The following is a 17331-nucleotide window of genomic DNA, read 5'->3' on the forward strand; positions in this document are numbered from 1 at the left end:
GCGGGTTCACCCGCGAAAGGGCCGGGCCTGCTGGCCAATTTCACCAGCCGCTCACCGTTGCCGCCGCTGCCGTATTCGCGGGTAAACCCGCTCCTATTGATCGGTGGTAGACATACATCGGGGATTGAACACAGGCCGTTGTAGGAGCGGGTTTACCCGCGAAGGGGCGCAAAGCGCCCCCGACGATTACGACACCACCGCCTCGGCCGGCGAAACGATACTGCTCTTCGCCCCCCGCGATCTCCCCGAGCTCAGGTACGCGGCAATCGACTCCTGCGTCACCTCGCCCAAGAACACCTTCTCGGCATCCAGCACTGGCAACCACGCGCGGTTGAACTCGTACATGCGCGACAACAGGATGCGCAAATGCTCATCGTGCGACGCGGTGGCATTGAACGGCCGCAGGAAATCGCCACACGTCCCTTGCTGGCGGTGCATGTCGCGCCGGCGTACATAGCCCAGTGCCTTGTTCTGCGCATCGGTCACCACCACATAACGGCGGTCGTGCTCGTCCAGCAACTCCAGCGCATCGCTCACCGGCGTCTCCGGGCTCACCGACGGCGCGTTGTCCGCGGCATCTTCGGCACGCACCAGGAGCAAGCGTTTCAAGGTGCTGTCCTGGCCGACGAAGTTGCTTACGAAGTCATCCGCCGGGTGCGCCAGCAAGGTGTCCGGATGGTCCAGCTGCAACAGCTTGCCAGCGCGGAAGATGGCAATCTTGTCGCCCAGTTTGATCGCTTCGTCGATGTCGTGGCTGACCATGATCACCGTCTTGTTCAGCGCCCGCTGCATTTCGAAGAACTCGTTCTGGATCATCTCGCGGTTGATCGGGTCGACCGCGCCGAACGGCTCGTCCATCAACAGCACGGGTGCATCTGCTGCCAGGGCGCGAATCACGCCGATACGCTGTTGCTGGCCGCCAGACAGCTCGCGCGGGTAGCGTTGCAGGTACTGCTTGGGTTCGAGCTTGATCATGTGCATCAGCTCGCGCGCACGCTCGTGGCATTTCTGCTTGTCCCAGCCAAGCAGGCGTGGCACCACGGTGATGTTCTCTTCGATGGTCATGTTGGGGAACAAACCGATCTGCTGGATCACATAGCCGATGTGCCGGCGCAGGGTGACTTCGTCCAGCCCGGTGGTGTCTTCGCCATTGATGAACACCTGGCCCGAGGTGGGCGTGATCAGGCGGTTGATCATTTTCAGCGTGGTGCTCTTGCCGCAGCCCGACGGGCCGAGGAACACGCAGATTTCCCCTTCGTTGACGGTGAGGCTTACCGAGTCGACGGCTTTGACGTCCTTGCCGTTGACGTTGAAGGTTTTGCTGAGGTTCTTCAGTTCGATCATGAGCGCAGTCCTTCTGGAGTCAGGGCACGTTGCAGGGTTTGCAGCAGCAGGTCGGCGATGATCGCCAGCAGGCTGACCAGTACGGCGCCGACCAGCAGCATCGACATGTCGCTGCGGCTGATGGAAGTAAGAATCAGCACGCCGAGGCCGCCGGCGCCGATGGTGGCGGCAATGGTCATGACGCCGATGTTCATCACCACGGCGGTGCGCACGCCGGCGAGGATCACCGGTACGGCGATGGGCAGCTCGACCATGCGCAGGCGCTGGCCGAAGGTCATGCCGATGCCACGCGCGGCTTCACGGATTCCGGGCTCGACATTGGTCAGGGCCAGGTAGGTGTTGCGCATGATTGGCAGCAGCGAATAAAGAAACACGGCAGTGATCGCAGGCAAGGGGCCCAGCCCCTGGCCGAACTTGGAGTAGAACGGCAGCAGAAGGCCGAACAACGCAATCGATGGGATGGTCAGCAGCACTGTGGCGCTGGCCTGCAGCGGGCCGGCCACTGCCGGGAAGCGGGTCATCAGGATGCCCAGCGGCACGCCAACGAGGATCGCCAGGCCGACGGCGATGCCGACCAGCATGATGTGCTGCCAGGTCAGTTGCAGCACCTGGGCCCAGTCGAGGTGGGCGAACGTGTCGAGCAGGCTCATGGCTGTACCTCCTTGAGGGGATGCTCTCGCAGGAATGCGGCGGCCACTGCGGTCGGGTTCTGGTGGTCTACGTCGACCTTGGCATTGAGCTGGCGCATGGTCTCGTCATCGAGCTGCTCGGCCAGTGGCTTGAGCAGGGCGACCAGTTGCGGGTTGGCGTCGAGCACGGCCTTGCGCACCACCGGGGCGGCGGTGTAGTCGGGGAAGTAGTGCTTGTCGTCTTCGAGCAGCTTGAGGTTGAACGCGCTCAGGCGACCGTCGGTGGTGTAGACCAAGCCTGCGAACACCTGGTTGTTGTGCATGGCCGTGTAGACCAGGCCCGCGTCCATCTGGCGGATGTTGGCGCGGCCGACCTGCAGGTCGTACATTTCCTTGAGCCCGACCAGGCCGTCGGGGCGGTTGGCGAATTCGGTGTCCAGGGCCACCAGGTGATTACGCTTGCGCTCGTCGCGCAGCACCTGGTTGAGGTCGCTGATCGAGTTGATCTGCGGGTAGGCCTCGGCGACCTGCTTCGGCAAGCCGAGGGCATAGGTGTTGCTGAATTTCGACGGGGTCAGCCAGATCAGGTCTTTTTTGGCATCCAGCTCCTTGACCTTGGCGTAGGTGGCCTCGGCGCTGGGCATACGCTCATCGATGTGGTTGTAGGACACCAGCGACACCCCGGTGTATTCCCACATCAGGTCGAGCTGGCCGGTTTCCTGGGCCTGGCGAGCGATGCTGCTGCCAAGGCCGGTGGTGACGCGTACGTCAAAGCCGTTGGCGCGCAGGTACTGCGCGGTGATTTCGGCGAGCACGGTCTGTTCGGTGAACACCCGCGCGCCGATGCGCACCAGGGGTTTTTCCGCTGCCTGGGCAACTCCTGCGAACAGCAGGGCCGCGCCCAGCAGCAAGGCGATTCTCTTCTTCATACGTTTCCTATCCTTATTGGGCCAGGCCACGTTCCAGCCAGCGCCTGCTGGAGAAACTCACCGCCGCGTCCAGCACCAGTGCCAACAGAGCGGTGCAGGCGGCACCCAACAGCAGCTGCGGCTGGTTGTTCAGGGCGATGCCGGGGAAGATCAGGCTGCCCAGGCTGTTGGCGCCGATCAGGAATGCCAGCGGTGCGGTGCCCACGTTCAACGCCAGGGCCACGCGTACGCCGCCGACGATGATCGGCACCGCGTTGGGCAGCTCCACCTGCCAGAGTTGCTGGCGCGGGGTCATGCCAATGCCGGTAGCGGCTTCCTTGAGCGAGGCGGGGACGTTTTTCAGGCCTTCGTAGGTGTTGCGCACGATGGGCAGGAGGGAGGCGAGGAACAGTGCGAAGATCGCAGGCCCGGCACCGATGCCCAGGATACTCAGGGCGATGGCCAGAACGGCAAGGGGGGGAATGGTGTTGCCAACGTTGAAGAACTGCATGAAGCGCTCGGCTTTGTCGACCCGGTGCGGTCGACTTAACGCAATGCCGGCGGGGATGCCCACGGCCAGCGCCGCCGCCATCGAAGCCAGCACCAATACCAGGTGCGCTTGCAGGTAGAACCCAAGATCGTCGCGATAACGCGCGATCGTGTCGATGCCGATCCAGTGGACCAGCAGGGCCAGGATGACGAGCACGGCGGCCCATCCCAACAGCCCCTTTCCGTAGCGTTTAGCCACAGGCGGACTCCTTGTGTTGTCGGCGAGCACACTTCTTGGAAGCCGGCCAATCCTGGCGGCGGGTGGTGTGTTCGCGAGTAGCAGCGAGATGCAAGCCGAAGGCTGCGATCAGGCCATGAGCCGAACCCCGTCGGGCCCGAAAATGCTGATGAAACCAGTCCCCAACCGAAGCGGGTTGCAGGGGAGTGGACGTCTCCGTGGGCGTAAAGGTTCCCATCTGAGACGGCATTTGGCCAGCGTTAATCGCTGGGTTGAGGGTTTTTTGGCGAGAAAAAACAGTGGCTTAATGCGCTGCAGGCGTTGAAATAACTGCGCTTTGGGCATTTGTCGTGATAAATCGATTGCCTGTTGGATTTCTTTTGTCTGTGCCGGCCTCTTCGCGGGTAAACCCGCTCCTACAGTGACTGCACCGCATCCGAACACTGTGTCGTACCTGTAGGAGCGGGTTTACCCGCGAAGAGGCCGGCACAGGCGCCATTCATTCGGCAGATTTTGGTCCAGGCCCAACTTCAGGTATGATACTGCCCCTTTCAAATCCCCCAGTCAGGCGATTTCCCATGACCAACCAGGCCGCCGAAGTCGCGAAGCGCCGCACTTTCGCAATCATTTCCCACCCCGACGCCGGTAAAACCACCATCACCGAGAAGCTGCTGCTGATGGGCAAGGCCATTGCCGTCGCCGGTACCGTGAAGTCGCGCAAGTCCGACCGCCATGCCACCTCCGACTGGATGGAAATGGAGAAGCAGCGCGGCATCTCCATCACCACCTCGGTGATGCAGTTCCCGTACCGCGAGCACATGATCAACCTGCTCGACACCCCCGGCCACGAAGACTTCTCGGAAGACACCTACCGCACCCTGACCGCGGTGGACTCGGCGCTGATGGTGCTCGACGGCGGTAAAGGTGTAGAGCCGCGAACCATCGCCCTGATGGACGTGTGTCGCCTGCGCGACACGCCCATCGTCAGCTTCATCAACAAACTCGACCGTGACATCCGCGACCCGATCGAACTGCTCGACGAGATCGAAGCCGTTTTGAAGATCAAGGCCGCGCCAATCACCTGGCCGATCGGTTGCTACCGCGACTTCAAGGGCGTGTACCACCTGACCGGTGACTACATCGTGGTGTACACCCCGGGCCACGGCCACGAGCGTACCGAAGCCAAGATCATCCAGAAACTGGACTCGGACGAAGCCCGCGCGCACCTGGGCGACCAGTACGACGCGTTCGTCGAGCAACTGGAGCTGGTGCAGGGTGCTTGCCACGAGTTCAATCAGGAAGAGTTCATCAACGGTCAGTTGACCCCGGTGTTCTTCGGTACTGCACTGGGCAACTTCGGTGTCGACCACGTGCTCGACGCCGTGGTCGACTGGGCGCCGCGCCCGCTTGGCCGTGTGGCCCACGAGCGCACCGTGGAGCCTGTGGAAGAGAAGTTCACCGGCTTCGTGTTCAAGATCCAGGCGAACATGGACCCGAAACACCGCGACCGTATCGCCTTCATGCGCATCTGCTCGGGCAAGTACGAGAAAGGCATGAAAATGCGCCACGTTCGCCTGAACAAAGACCTGCGTATCGGCGATGCGCTGACGTTCTTCTCCTCCGAGCGTGAGCAGCTGGAAGAGGCCTTTGCCGGTGACATCATCGGCCTGCACAACCACGGCACCATCCAGATCGGCGATACCTTCACCGAAGGCGAAGCGCTGGGCTTCACCGGTATCCCACACTTCGCGCCGGAGCTGTTCCGCCGCGTACGCCTGAAAGACCCGCTCAAATCCAAGCAACTGCGTCAAGGCCTGCAGCAGCTGGCCGAAGAAGGTGCTACTCAGGTGTTCTTCCCTGAGCGCAGCAACGACATCATCCTGGGTGCGGTCGGTGTGCTGCAGTTCGACGTGGTCGCCAGCCGCCTGAAGGAAGAGTACAAGGTCGAGTGCGCCTACGAGCCCATCACTGTCTGGTCGGCGCGCTGGATCAGCTGCGATGACAAGAAGAAGCTCGAGGAATTCCAGACCAAGGCCATGGAAAACCTGGCCATCGACGGCGGCGGTCACCTGACCTACCTGGCGCCGACCCGGGTCAACCTGGCGTTGATGGAAGAGCGCTGGCCGGACATCAAGTTCCGCGCTACCCGCGAGCACCATTAAGGCCTGAAATCGGGGCTGCTTTGCAGCCCTTCGCGGGCACGCCCGCTCCCACAGGGAATCACCAAACCTGGAGGTCATGTGATACCTGTGGGAGCGGGCGTGCCCGCGAAGGGCCGCTAGGCGGCCCCATTTCAATTTCCGGCTTTGATACTGGTCCAGATTCGCGTACGAATACGGTCGATCTTCGCCGGCATCGCCTCCAGCGCATACAGCTTGCCCATCACCTCGTCGCTCGGGTAAATCATCGTATTACCCTTCATCGCCGGGTCCACCAGCCCGTCTGCCTTGAGGTTGCCGTTTGCGTATTGCACATGGTTGCTGATGTTGGCCATCACTTCCGGCTGCAGCAGGTAGTTCATGTAGGCATATCCGGCCTTTTCATCCGGCGCATCGACGGGCATGGCGACCATGTCGAACCACATCGGCGCGCCTTCCTTGGGTATCGAATAGCCCACCTTCACGCCATTGTTCGCCTCGTCGGCGCGGTTCTTCGCCTGCAGCACATCCCCCGAGAACCCCACTACCACGCAGATATCGCCGTTGGCCAGGTCGCCCGTGTACTTGGACGAGTGGAAATAGCTGATGTAAGGCCGCACCTTCATCAGCAGGTCCTTGGCCTTCTCGTAGTCCTTGGGGGCTTGGCTGTGATGGGGCAAGCCCAGGTAGTGCAGGGCGATCGGCAGCAGTTCGGGGCCGTTGTCCAGCACCGCGACCCCACAGCTTTTCAGCTTGCTCATGTACTCGGGCTTGAAGATCAGGTCCCAGGAGTCCACGGGCGCGTTGTCGCCGAGCACCGCCTTGACCTTGTCGATGTTGTAGCCAATACCGGTACTGCCCCACAGGTACGGGAAGCCGTACTGGTTGCCCGGGTCGTTCACCTCCAGCGCCTTGAGCAGCACCGGGTTGAGGTTGTGCCAGTTAGGCAGCTGGGATTTGTCCAGGCGCTTCAAGGCCTTGCCCTGGATCTGCCGGGCCATGAAATGGTTGGAGGGGAACACCACGTCGTAACCGGAATTGCCGGTCATCAGCTTGCCATCGAGAGTTTCATTGCTGTCGTACACGTCATAGGTCGGCACGATGCCGCTGGCTTGCTGGAAGTTCTTCAGCGTATCGGGGGCCACGTAGCTGGACCAGTTGTAGATCTTCACCGTTTCAGCGGCGCTGGCCACGCTGGCGGCCAGCATCAGGGGGGCGAGGAGGAAGGTGCGCATGTCGGGTTTACCTTGCTTTGTCTGTTGTTATCGAAGGCAGGCGATCAGCGGATCAGAAAACAAGCACGTAGGTCTTGCGCACGGTCTCCTGGATGTCCCAGGTGCCGGTGCTGTTGGCCGGTAGCATCAATGCGTCTCCGGCTTCTATGACCAGGGGCTCGCCACCGTCGGGGGTGAACGTGCAGCGGCCCTTGATGAAATGGCAGAACTCCTGTTGCACGATCTGCCGCCGCCAGCGCCCAGGGGTGCATTCCCAGATGCCGGTTTCAACGCCATCGCTGCGCTCCACGCAGGTGACTGACGTGACTGCCACGGGTTCGCCGAGCGGTACTGCGACCGGGTTGGAGCTGTCGAGCACGGCAAATTCGGTGTTCTTGAACTGGGTGATGCTCATGACCGGTGGATCCTGTACGAGTGATAAGGGAAGTCAGTGCATGAAGCCTTCCATGAAGTCCGCAACCGAGATGGCCAGGCGCCGCCTCCACGGCGCACTGGCGGGGTTGGCGAGGGTCCGGTCCTCGTGGACGAAGCTCTGGATGATCGCGTTGTAGCCCAGCCAGCGGCAGGGCTCGGGAGGCCAGCTGGCCAGGCTCGATAGCGGGCGGTTGTCGAGCACCCAGGGTTGTGCCGTCAGCTCGTTGCGCTGGTTGAGGATCAGCGCCGCCAGGGTGCGTCCACCCAGGTTGGTAGCGCCGACGCCTTCGCCGCCGTAGCCGCCGGCAAGGGCGATGCCGCGCTGGCGGTCGCAGAGCATGTGTGGGCGGAAGCGCCGCGCCATGCCGAGGTTGCCGCCCCAGGTATGAGTGATGCGTACCTGTTTGAGCTGCGGGAACAGTTCGCCGAACAGGTAGCGGCGCAGTTCGACTTCGTGTTCGTCGAGGTTGAAGTTTTCGCGCAGGCGCCCACCGAAGCGGTAGCCACCGCGGGCACCGAAGACCAGGCGGTTGTCGGCAGTGCGCTGGCCATAGGTGACCTGGCGGCTGCTTTCGCTGAAGGCCTGGCCCTGGCTCAGGCCGATCTGTTCCCAGGCGCTTTCCGGCAGCGGCTCGGTGGCCACCAGCAGGCTCTGTACTGGCAATTGGTGTTTGCCCAGTGGCGGCAGGCTGGCGGCGTAACCCTCCACGGCAGGCACCATCCACTGGCAGCGAATCTGTGCCAGCGGGGTACGCACCTCGCTCGGCTGCCAGTCGATGGCCGGGGTGTTTTCGTAGATCGATACGCCCAGCGCCTCCACTGCCCGGGCAAGGCCGCGCACCAGCTTGGCGGGCTGGATGGTCGCCGTGTGCGGGCTGTAAATGGCTCCAAACGCATTGCTGACCCGCAGCTGGCTCCCCAACTGCTCGGGGCTCAGCCAGCGGTAGTCGTCCTCGGTCATGCCTTGACGATACAAGTCGTCGAGGTAGGCGCGCAGGCTGCGTTCCTGCTCCGGGTAGCGCGCCGCGCAATAAAGGACGCCGCCTTTGCGGTAGTCGCAGTCGATGCCTTCGCTTTGCAGCACGCGATGCACTTCATCCGGGATGCCGTGCAGCAGGTCGATGCTGGCGCGGCGCTGTTGCGGCGAGAGGGTGCCGAGCAGGCGGTCTTCGCCGAGCAGGTTGCCCATCAGCCAGCCCCCATTACGGCCGGAGGCGCCGAAGCCGGCGACTTGGGCTTCGATCACCGCGATGTTCAGCTGGGGTGCCTGGCGCTTGAGGTAGTACGCGGTCCAAAGGCCGGTATAGCCGGCACCGATGATGCACACGTCAACGTCGAGGTCATTGCGCAGTGCCGGGCGCGCGCACAGCGGCTCGTCGAGCTGGTCCATCCACAGGCTGAGCGTGCGCAGGGGTTGCATCGGGTTCGGCTCCACATCCGTCAAGGTCTGTGGGCGATCGTAGTGGTGTCAGCGGGCAGCTGTCTTACGTGCGTGCACGCAGGGAAATTTGCTTCAGGTAGGCCTTGGGCGTGAGCCCGGTGTGCTCACGGAAGCACTTGTAGAACGCCGACAGCGAGTTGAAGCCGGCACTGAAGGCCAGCTCGTCGATCGTCGCCTCGACGCTGTCATCGCCGAGGCTGGCCATCAGGTGCTGCAGGCGTGCCTGGTTGACGTAGCGGTAGAAGCTTTGCCCCAGCACCTGGTTGAGCAGGTAGGAAATCTGGTTGCGGCTGTAGCCGCTGGCGTCGGCGACCTGCTGAAGGTCCAGCTCCGGGTCCAGGTAGGGGCGCTGGCCCTGGAAGTAGTGCTCCAGGTCCTGGGCCATGGTCGACAGCTGCCGCGGCGACAGGCCCAGGCGGCTGGTGGCGGGGCGCGGACCGCTATTGGCGTGGCCTGTGCCGTTCCGGCGGACCAGCGTGGCGTATTCGTTGACCCGCCAGATCAGCCCGTCCCTGACGGTGATCGCCTCGCTGGACTGGAACGCCACCAGGCCGTCACCGCCCTGGACCGTGACCTGGTACTGGATGAACGCGGTGCAGCCATCGACGCGGATGCGGTCGCTGTGGACGATGTCCTCGCCAGCTTCATGGGGCAGGCAAGCGCGTACGTAGTCGCGCAGTTCCTGGTGGCCGAGCACGCGGTTCTGGAAGAAGTCGTGGTACTGGATATCGGGGTGGTAGAGCGCCATGACGCCATCGAGGTCGCGATGCTTCCAGCAGAGGTGGTAGCGCAGCACGATGTCGGCGGTAAGCGGCGTTTGCTCGGGGCCGTCGGGGAGGGTGGTGGCGATCATGGGGGGATAGTGCATTGCAGAACACCCAGGTGCAAGGGCGTGGATCCTGCATATTGCACGGTTTGCTCAGGCGGCTTGGAGGGTAAGCCTTTGATTCTTATGAATGTAGTTTATTGATACAACTGGCATGGCGGCTGCACCTTTCTTGTCACCATCGAACAAGGAGAAAGGCCATGCGCTCGATACTGCTTTGGATGATTGGGGTGCCGATTCCGGTGATCATTCTGATCTGGTTCTTTATGCATTGAGATTTTGGGGGCCGCTTTGCGGCCCTTTTGCTACGACTCTTCGCTACAAAAGGCATGTGCAAGGCAGGGCCCGGATGTCGGGCATGAGATCAATAAATTCAATAGAAGTTGGTGTTCTGATGAACGCCAAAGGACTCGTTGAATTAGTGATATTTAGTGTGGGAAGTCTAGGTGGGGTATTGTCTGAAAGTTTCTACAGTATTCTCTTGGCACTTGCTGTTGTCTCTATAGTACTAACTAACCTGTTAATGACGTCGCTAGGCTGGTGGGCGTGCAGAAATACGTGGGTCCGTAGAGGTTGGTCAAAAATAGGTGTTTGATTTCTGCTGTTTTCCCGATTACTGTCTGGGGAGGTTCAGGGATAAAATATAATTAAGGGCCGTTACTATGGACGTATTCATGGGGTTGCTGGCTGCGGTGTTCTGGGGGTGCACCGACTTCTTGGTCGGCGTGAACGCAAGAGCGGTTGGAGTAAAACGGGCGGTATTTTTCGGTCAGTTGCTAGGGCTTTTCTTGATGGCAATCATTATTACCATTTCAGCCGATCAGTGGCAGAAATTTACTTCTGCGCCCTGGCTCACGATAGGGTTAGGAATTGTCGCCTCGCTATGCACCGTAGTAGGAGCGCTGGCGCTTTCAAAAGCTTTCGCTATTGGCAAGACAGCCATCGTGGCGCCCCTGGTCACTTCGTATGGTGTTTTTACAACGCTGTTGGCATGGCTGGGTGGTGATGCCCTTTCCGCTTGGCAGGTGGTCGGTATCCTTGTCTGCTTTTTCGGCGTGCTGTTGGCCTGCCGCAGCGATAATGGTGGTTTCGATCGTAAGGTCACCAGCGTGATGTCTGTGTGGTTTGCTTTGTTGGCGGCCATGCTTTACGGCATCAGCTTCTGGATTCAGGGGAAATTCACCTTGCCGGCGCTGGGACCGGTGAACATGCTGGCGCTAGGGTATGCGGTGGGGGTCATGTTTTTGATCCATGAAGCCGTCAGGTTTCTGCGGGACCATACGACAATAATGCTGAAGACCTATGGCTCACTGTGCGGGGCAAGTCTTTTCAACTTGGGAGGGTTTTCTGCGTTTTCTTGGGGGGCTCTAAATGGCTCGGTGTCCGTTGTCACCGTCATCAGCACGTTGTCGGGTGGTATTGCCGCGATCCTGGGGTACTTCTTTTTTCGCGAGCGGCTGTCAGTCATCCAGATCGGTGGTGTTAGCCTAGTGTTGTCAGGCGCTTTGCTTCTGCACCTGTATGGGTGACATTTTCTTCGGTATATAAATTGTAGATTTTTGGGGGTGTGCCAATGGCGTATTTTTCGCTGCGGGCCTGTAGATATGATTGATCATAGTTATGGACTATCAAATCTATCTTGCGAAAGTCATGTTGATATGTTTGCCTTGCATGGCAGTATTTGCGGTAGTGGTTGAAACTGGAAGTTTTGTAGACGCATCTGCCCAATCAGGCTTGACGGCGTCTGCAGTCAGCAAGCAGGTATCAAGGCATTGAAAATGCCTTGTCCCGTACACAAAAAACTGACACTCCCCTGATAGTCGAATCCCGGTATCCGTCCGGCCAACACATCTTCCTGACGGAGCCGGGGCACTTCAACTGCGCTCCTCCCCCCGCATCCTCAGATGCTCGGCCCTGGAACGTATGCTCAGTCCTCCACTATTAGCCCTGCTAAGTGAGCGGTGCCTTTGCCTCCTGTCAAAAAACGTGACTGGACAGCGCAGCAAACTGCTGTTTTTCGCATTGAGGGCTGCCCAGTTTTCTAACAGTTAAAGAAACTGCTCCGCATAGTGGCAGGCAACCTGCCGCGTACTCACCTGCCTCAGCGCCGGCACCTCCTTGGCACACCGCTCGGTCGCATACGGGCAGCGTTTGTGAAACGCACACCCATCCGGCGGATTCAGCGGGTTGGGCAGCTCCCCGACGATGCGAATCTTCGGCTTCAACGGGTCTGGATGAATCGCCGGTGTCGCCGACAGCAGCGCCTGGGTATAGGGATGCAGCGGCTTGTTGTAGATGTCCTCCTTCGGCCCCATCTCCGCCGGCCGCCCCAGGTACATCACCAGTACCTGATCCGCCACATGCCGCACCACCGCCAGGTTGTGCGAGATGAACACGTAGGCGGTGTTGAACTCCTTCTGCAGATCCATGAACAGGTTCAGCACCTGCGCCTGAATCGACACGTCCAGCGCGGAGGTCGGTTCGTCGGCCACCAGCACCTTGGGTTGCAGCATCATCGCCCGGGCCAGGGCGATACGCTGGCGCTGGCCGCCAGAGAACATGTGAGGATAGCGCTGGTAGTGCTCGGGGCGCAGGCCGACCTGTTCCATCATCTTCTGCACTTTGTCGCGGCGCTCGGCCTTGCTCAGCGAGGTGTTGATCAGCAGCGGTTCGGCCAGTTGGTCACCGATCTTCTGCCGTGGGTTGAGCGAGGCGTAGGGGCTCTGGAACACCATCTGCACATCGCGGCGCAGTTGTTTGCGCTCTGCCTTGCTGGCGCCCTTCACCTCGGTGCCGGCAATTTGCAGCGAGCCGGACGACGGCTCTTCGATCAGGGTCAGGGCGCGGGCCAGGGTCGACTTGCCGCAGCCCGACTCGCCGACCACGGCCAGGGTCTTGCCGGCCTCCAGTTCGAACGACACGCCATTGAGCGCGCGCACCAGCGCATGGCCCTTGAACAGCCCGCGGGAGACTTCGTAGTGCCGGGTCAGCTCCCGGGCAGATAGAACGACGGCCATCACGCCACCTCCTGGTTCAGCGGGTAGAAGCAACGCACCAGGCTGTGGGCCTGAGGGTCGAGGGGCGGGCGCTGGCGCCGGCAATTGTCCTGTACATAGGGGCAGCGTGGTGACAGCAGGCAGCCGACCGGGCGGTCGTAGCGGCCGGGGACGATGCCAGGCAATGTGGCCAGGCGCTCGGCGCCAATGCTGTGCTCGGGGATCGCGGCGAGCAGGGCTTCGCTGTAAGGGTGGGCGGGCACATCGAACAGTTCTGGCACCTGGCCCACTTCCACGGCTTGGCCGGCGTACATCACGCACACCCGCCTGGCGGTTTCGGCGACCACGGCGAGGTCGTGGGTGATCAGGATGAGCGCCATGTTGCGCTCCTTCTGCAGGTTGACCAGCAGTTCCATGATCTGTGCCTGGATGGTCACGTCGAGGGCCGTGGTCGGTTCGTCGGCGATCAGCAGCTTGGGCTCGCCGGCAATGGCCATGGCGATCGCCACACGTTGGCTCATGCCGCCTGACAGCTGGTGCGGGTAAGCGTCCAGGCGGCTTTCGGCGGCCGGAATCTCGACCTTCTTCAAGAGCTCCAGAGCACGCTGGCGGGCAGCCTTGCCCTTGAGGCCCAAGTGCTGGCGCAGCACTTCCTCTATCTGGAAGCCCACGGTGTAGCTGGGGTTGAGCGCGGTCATCGGGTCCTGGAAGACCATGGCGATATCCTTGCCCACCACCTTGCGCCGCTGACGGCCGCTGAGCTTGAGCATGTCGGTGCCGTCGAATGTCAGGGCGTCGGCGGTGATGCGCCCGGGGGCATCGATCAGGCCCATCAGGGCCATCATGGTGACCGACTTGCCCGAGCCGGACTCGCCGACGATGGCCAGGATTTCGCCGGCGTCCACCGCCAGGTCCAGGCCATCGACCACCGGTACCGCGTTGGCGTCGCCGAAGCGCACATTCAGGTTGTTGATCTGCAACAGTGACATGGCGTTCTCCTCAGGCGGCGTTCTTGAGTTTCGGGTCCAGCGCATCGCGCAGGCCGTCGCCCATCAGGTTGATTGCCAGCACACTGAGCAGAATGGTCAGGCCGGGCAGGCTTACCACCCACCAGGCGCGCTCGATGTAATCCCGGGCCGAAGCCAGCATGGTGCCCCACTCGGGGGTAGGCGGCTGCACGCCGAGGCCGAGGAAACCCAGCGCAGCGGCGTCGAGGATCGCCGAGGAAAAACTCAGGGTCGCCTGCACGATCAGCGGTGCCATGCAGTTGGGCAGCACGGTGACGAACATCAGCCGGGGCAAGCCGGCGCCGGCCAGGCGGGCAGCGGTGACGTAGTCGCGGTTCAGTTCGCCCATCACCGCGGCGCGGGTCAGGCGCACGTAGGACGGCAGGGAAACGATGGCGATGGCGATCACGGTGTTGATCAGGCCTGGGCCGAGGATGGCGACGATGGCCACAGCCAGCAGCAGTGACGGCAGCGCCAGCATCACGTCCATCAGGCGCATGATCGACGGGCCGAGCAACTGCGGGAAAAAGCCGGCCAGCAGGCCAAGGAGAATGCCTGGGATCAGTGACATCACCACTGACGACAGGCCGATCAGCAGCGACAGCCGTGCACCTTGAATCAGCCGCGAAAGCAGATCACGGCCCAGTTCGTCGGTGCCCAGGATGAACTGCCAGGTGCCGCCTTCCAGCCACACCGGCGGGGTCAGCAGGAAGTCGCGGTACTGCTCGCTCGGGTCATGCGGGGCGACCCAAGGCGCGAACAGCGCGCAGAACACCACCAGGCACATGAAGGCCAGGCCCATTACCGCGCCCTTGTTGCGCGCGAAGGCTTGCCAGAATTCTTTGTACGGGGAGGGGTAGAGCAGGCTCTGGTCCACCGGGCTGGCCGGCGACACGGATTTTGGAATCGGGCTAGTCATGGCAAGGGCCTCAGCGCTGATGACGGATGCGTGGGTTGGCCAGGCCGTAGAGGATGTCCACGACGAAGTTGACCAGAATCACCAGGCAGGCGATCAACAGGATGCCGTTCTGGACCACGGGGTAGTCACGGGCACCGATGGCTTCGATCAGCCATTTGCCGATGCCCGGCCAGGAAAAGATGGTTTCGGTCAGCACCGCACCGGCCAGCAGCGTGCCGACCTGCAGGCCGAACACGGTCAGCACCGGGATCAGCGCATTGCGCAGGCCATGGACGAACACCACACGGGCCGGCGACAGGCCTTTGGCGCGGGCGGTGCGGATGTAGTCTTCGCGCAGTACTTCAAGCATCGACGAGCGGGTCATGCGGGCGATCACCGCCAGCGGGATGGTGCCGAGCACGATGGCCGGCAGGATCAGGTGCATCACAGCGTCCTTGAACGCGCCTTCTTCATCGCTGAGCAGGGTGTCGATAAGCATGAAGCCGGTCTTCGGCTCGATGTCGTACAGCAGATCGATGCGCCCGGATACCGGGGTCCAGCCCAGGCTCACCGAGAAGAACATGATCAGGATCAGGCCCCACCAGAAAATCGGCATCGAGTAGCCGGCCAGTGATATGCCCATGACCCCGTGGTCGAACAACGAACCGCGCTTGAGTGCGGCGATCACCCCGGCCAGCAGGCCGACGATGCCGGCGAACAGCAGGGCGGCGAAGGCCAGTTCCAGGGTGGCCGGGAACAGTGTGAGGAACTCGCGCCACACGCTTTCGCGGGTGCGCAGCGATTCGCCGAGGTCACCCTGGGCAAGTTTGCCGACGTAGTCCAGGTACTGGACCGGCAGTGGCTTGTTCAGGCCCAGGCGTTCCATGGCCTGGGCATGCATTTCGGGGTCGACCCTGCGCTCGCCCATCATCACTTCCACCGGGTCGCCGGGGATCAGGCGTATGAGCGCGAAGGTCAGCAAGGTGATGCCGAAAAAGGTCGGTATCAGCAGGCCAAGGCGCCGGGCAATAAAACTCAACATTGTCGGGGTTACCTCATCAGGCCGTGGGGCGATCAGCCCGGTACGGCAGAGCCGCCGGTCCCCGTGTGGGTCGCCGGCGGTCGTTGTTGTTCTACTTCACCTTGGTCGTGGCGAAGTTATTGTTGGTCAGAGGGCTGATCACGTAGCCCTCCACGTTGTCACGCATGGCCGTGAACACCTTGGGGTGGGCCATGCTGATCCAGGGTTGGTCGTCATCGTACACCTTCAATGCCTCGCTATAGAGCCTTGCGCGCTCGTCGTTGTCGATCACCTCGCGGGCACGGGTGATCAGCTCCTGGAATTTCGAGTTGCACCAGCGCGCGTAGTTCTCACCGTTTTTGGCGGCCTCGCAACTGAGCAGCGGGCCAAGGAAATTGTCCGGGTCGCCGTTGTCGCCTGCCCAGCCGGTGGACACCAGGTCGGCTTCGCCCTGCTTGGCGCGGCGCAGCATCTCGGCCCATTCCATCACGCGAATATCCAGCTTCAGGCCGATCTGCTTGAGGTCGGCTTGCAGCATTTCGGCGGACAGGCGCGGGTTAGGGTTCGTCATGCCGCCGCCGTTGCGGGTGAACAGGGTGATTACCGTGCCCTCGGGTACACCGGCCTGCCTGAGCAGGGCGCGGGCTTTATCGAGGTCGCGCGGTGGGTTCTGGTTGTGGGTGTTGTAGCCGATCATGGTGGGTGGGTAAGGGTTTACACCCACCAGTGCGTTGCCTTTGCCAAACAGTTGGTCGACATGGGTCTGGCGGTCGAAGGCCATGTTGATGGCTTTACGCACGCGCACGTCGTTGAGGTATTTGTGCTGGGTATTCATGGCGATGTAGCCGGTGACCAACGCTTCGGTCTCTGCGACCTTGAGCCTGGCGTCGGCCTTTATCGACGGCACATCCTCGGGTTTGGGGTACAACGCCACCTGGCACTCGTTGGCGCGCAGTTTCTGCAGGCGTACGTTGCTATCGGTAGCGATGGCGAATATCAGGGCGTCGGCTGGCGGCTTGCCGCGAAAGTAATCCGGGTTAGGTTTGAAGCGGACCTGCGCATCCTTGTTGTAGCGCTGGAAGATGAACGGGCCGGTGCCGATCGGCTTGCTGTTCAGCGCTGCGGTCTTGCCGGCCTTGAGCAACTGGTCGCCGTATTCGGCGGAGTAGATCGAGGTGAACCCCATCGCCATGTCCCGCAGGAACGGCGCTTCCGGGCGGGTGAGAGTGATCACCACCGTGTGGTCGTCGGTTTTGTCCACCGACTTGAGCAACTGCTTGAAGGCCATGCTTTCGAAGTACGGGTAGCCGACGCTGGTCTTGTCGTGCCATGGATGGGCGGGGTCGAGCTGGCGGCGCAGGCTCCACAGCACATCGTCGGCGTTGAATTCACGGGTAGGGGTGAAGTACTCGGTGCTGTGGAACTTCACCCCCTGGCGCAGGTGAAACGTGTAGGTCAGGCCGTCGGCTGAAATGTCCCAACGCTCGGCCAGGGCCGGCTGGATATCGGTGGTGCCGGGCTTGAAGTCGACCAGGCGGTTGAACAGGGTTTCGGACGAGGCATCGAAAGTGACCCCAGTGGTGTACTGAACAACGTCGAACCCTTCCGGGCTGGCTTCGGTACACACCACCAGCGGCTTGGCGGCCAGATGCGTGGCGCTGCCCAGTATCAGCGCTGCCAGGGTAAGGCGCAGCATTGGCGTTTTCCTGAAAGCTATCTGCATAGGTTGAAGTCTCCCTGCGTGCAT

The 17331-nt window shown here is 61.8% G+C and carries 16 protein-coding genes; 3 read left to right on the forward strand and 13 right to left on the reverse strand.

Annotated features, from left to right (window positions below; genetic code table 11):
- Positions 1 to 186: 186 nt before the first annotated feature.
- From FQ668_RS03890 to FQ668_RS03905, 4 genes are read right to left on the reverse strand one after another with little or no spacing between them, the layout of a single operon-like run.
- The gene (locus tag FQ668_RS03890) at positions 187 to 1344 is read right to left on the reverse strand and encodes a betaine/proline/choline family ABC transporter ATP-binding protein (protein ID WP_014589768.1); all 1158 of its coding nucleotides are present in this window, start codon (positions 1342 to 1344) and stop codon (positions 187 to 189) included.
- Complete coding sequence (locus FQ668_RS03895) at positions 1341 to 1994, reverse strand: ABC transporter permease (protein ID WP_003248487.1); 654 nt, start codon at positions 1992 to 1994, stop codon at positions 1341 to 1343. The genes FQ668_RS03890 and FQ668_RS03895 overlap by 4 nt, the downstream gene beginning before the upstream one ends.
- The gene (locus FQ668_RS03900; RefSeq protein WP_004575997.1) at positions 1991 to 2902 is read right to left on the reverse strand and encodes a glycine betaine ABC transporter substrate-binding protein; all 912 of its coding nucleotides are present in this window, start codon (positions 2900 to 2902) and stop codon (positions 1991 to 1993) included. Before FQ668_RS03900 ends, FQ668_RS03895 begins: the two co-directional genes overlap by 4 nt.
- A 13-nt stretch (positions 2903 to 2915) precedes the next feature.
- On the reverse strand, positions 2916 to 3629 hold the full coding sequence (locus FQ668_RS03905) for an ABC transporter permease (protein WP_003248483.1): 714 nt from the start codon (positions 3627 to 3629) through the stop codon (positions 2916 to 2918).
- 557 nt (positions 3630 to 4186) lie between these two features.
- Here FQ668_RS03905 and FQ668_RS03915 point away from each other — a divergent pair.
- Positions 4187 to 5770: a peptide chain release factor 3 gene (locus FQ668_RS03915; protein ID WP_014589769.1), complete on the forward strand. Its 1584-nt coding sequence runs from the start codon at positions 4187 to 4189 to the stop codon at positions 5768 to 5770.
- A 131-nt stretch (positions 5771 to 5901) separates the two neighbouring features.
- On the opposite strand, the gene FQ668_RS03920 is transcribed toward FQ668_RS03915, so the two are convergent.
- From FQ668_RS03920 to FQ668_RS03935, 4 genes are all read right to left on the reverse strand, one after another.
- Positions 5902 to 6981, reverse strand: a complete 1080-nt coding sequence (locus tag FQ668_RS03920; protein ID WP_019439061.1) for a polyamine ABC transporter substrate-binding protein — start codon at positions 6979 to 6981, stop codon at positions 5902 to 5904.
- 52 nt (positions 6982 to 7033) lie between these two features.
- On the reverse strand, positions 7034 to 7375 hold the full coding sequence (locus FQ668_RS03925; protein WP_014589771.1) for a cupin domain-containing protein: 342 nt from the start codon (positions 7373 to 7375) through the stop codon (positions 7034 to 7036).
- A gap of 33 nt (positions 7376 to 7408) precedes the next feature.
- The gene (locus FQ668_RS03930; protein ID WP_026031976.1) at positions 7409 to 8815 is read right to left on the reverse strand and encodes an FAD-binding oxidoreductase; all 1407 of its coding nucleotides are present in this window, start codon (positions 8813 to 8815) and stop codon (positions 7409 to 7411) included.
- Between the two features lie 64 nt (positions 8816 to 8879).
- The gene (locus tag FQ668_RS03935) at positions 8880 to 9704 is read right to left on the reverse strand and encodes a nuclear transport factor 2 family protein (protein WP_019439059.1); all 825 of its coding nucleotides are present in this window, start codon (positions 9702 to 9704) and stop codon (positions 8880 to 8882) included.
- Positions 9705 to 10324: 620 nt separating this feature from the next.
- On the opposite strand from FQ668_RS03935, the gene FQ668_RS03940 reads away from it, so the two are divergent.
- Positions 10325 to 11191, forward strand: coding sequence for a DMT family transporter (locus tag FQ668_RS03940; protein ID WP_026031975.1), 867 nt, complete (start codon positions 10325 to 10327; stop codon positions 11189 to 11191).
- Positions 11192 to 11333: 142 nt separating this feature from the next.
- Entirely contained in the window at positions 11334 to 11438 is a 105-nt protein-coding gene (locus tag FQ668_RS03945; protein WP_230855374.1) for a LysR family transcriptional regulator, read from the forward strand.
- A gap of 272 nt (positions 11439 to 11710) precedes the next feature.
- Here FQ668_RS03945 and FQ668_RS03950 read toward each other — a convergent pair whose 3' ends face one another.
- The 5 genes from FQ668_RS03950 to FQ668_RS03970 form a co-directional block, all read right to left on the reverse strand.
- On the reverse strand, positions 11711 to 12679 hold the full coding sequence (locus FQ668_RS03950) for a peptide ABC transporter ATP-binding protein (RefSeq protein ID WP_003255261.1): 969 nt from the start codon (positions 12677 to 12679) through the stop codon (positions 11711 to 11713).
- Positions 12679 to 13647 carry an ABC transporter ATP-binding protein gene (locus FQ668_RS03955; RefSeq protein ID WP_003255260.1) on the reverse strand — a complete coding sequence of 323 codons (969 nt, stop codon included), beginning with the start codon at positions 13645 to 13647 and terminating at the stop codon, positions 12679 to 12681. Before FQ668_RS03955 ends, FQ668_RS03950 begins: the two co-directional genes overlap by 1 nt.
- Positions 13648 to 13657: 10 nt before the next feature.
- Positions 13658 to 14584: an ABC transporter permease subunit gene (locus FQ668_RS03960; RefSeq protein ID WP_009685150.1), complete on the reverse strand. Its 927-nt coding sequence runs from the start codon at positions 14582 to 14584 to the stop codon at positions 13658 to 13660.
- A 10-nt stretch (positions 14585 to 14594) separates the two neighbouring features.
- Positions 14595 to 15605 carry an ABC transporter permease subunit gene (locus FQ668_RS03965; RefSeq protein ID WP_014589777.1) on the reverse strand — a complete coding sequence of 337 codons (1011 nt, stop codon included), beginning with the start codon at positions 15603 to 15605 and terminating at the stop codon, positions 14595 to 14597.
- 91 nt (positions 15606 to 15696) lie between these two features.
- Complete coding sequence (locus FQ668_RS03970) at positions 15697 to 17307, reverse strand: ABC transporter substrate-binding protein (RefSeq protein ID WP_019439058.1); 1611 nt, start codon at positions 17305 to 17307, stop codon at positions 15697 to 15699.
- Positions 17308 to 17331 lie beyond the last annotated feature (24 nt).

The organism is Pseudomonas sp. Kh14 (assembly GCF_900291005.1).
Classification (GTDB): domain Bacteria; phylum Pseudomonadota; class Gammaproteobacteria; order Pseudomonadales; family Pseudomonadaceae; genus Aquipseudomonas; species Aquipseudomonas alloputida.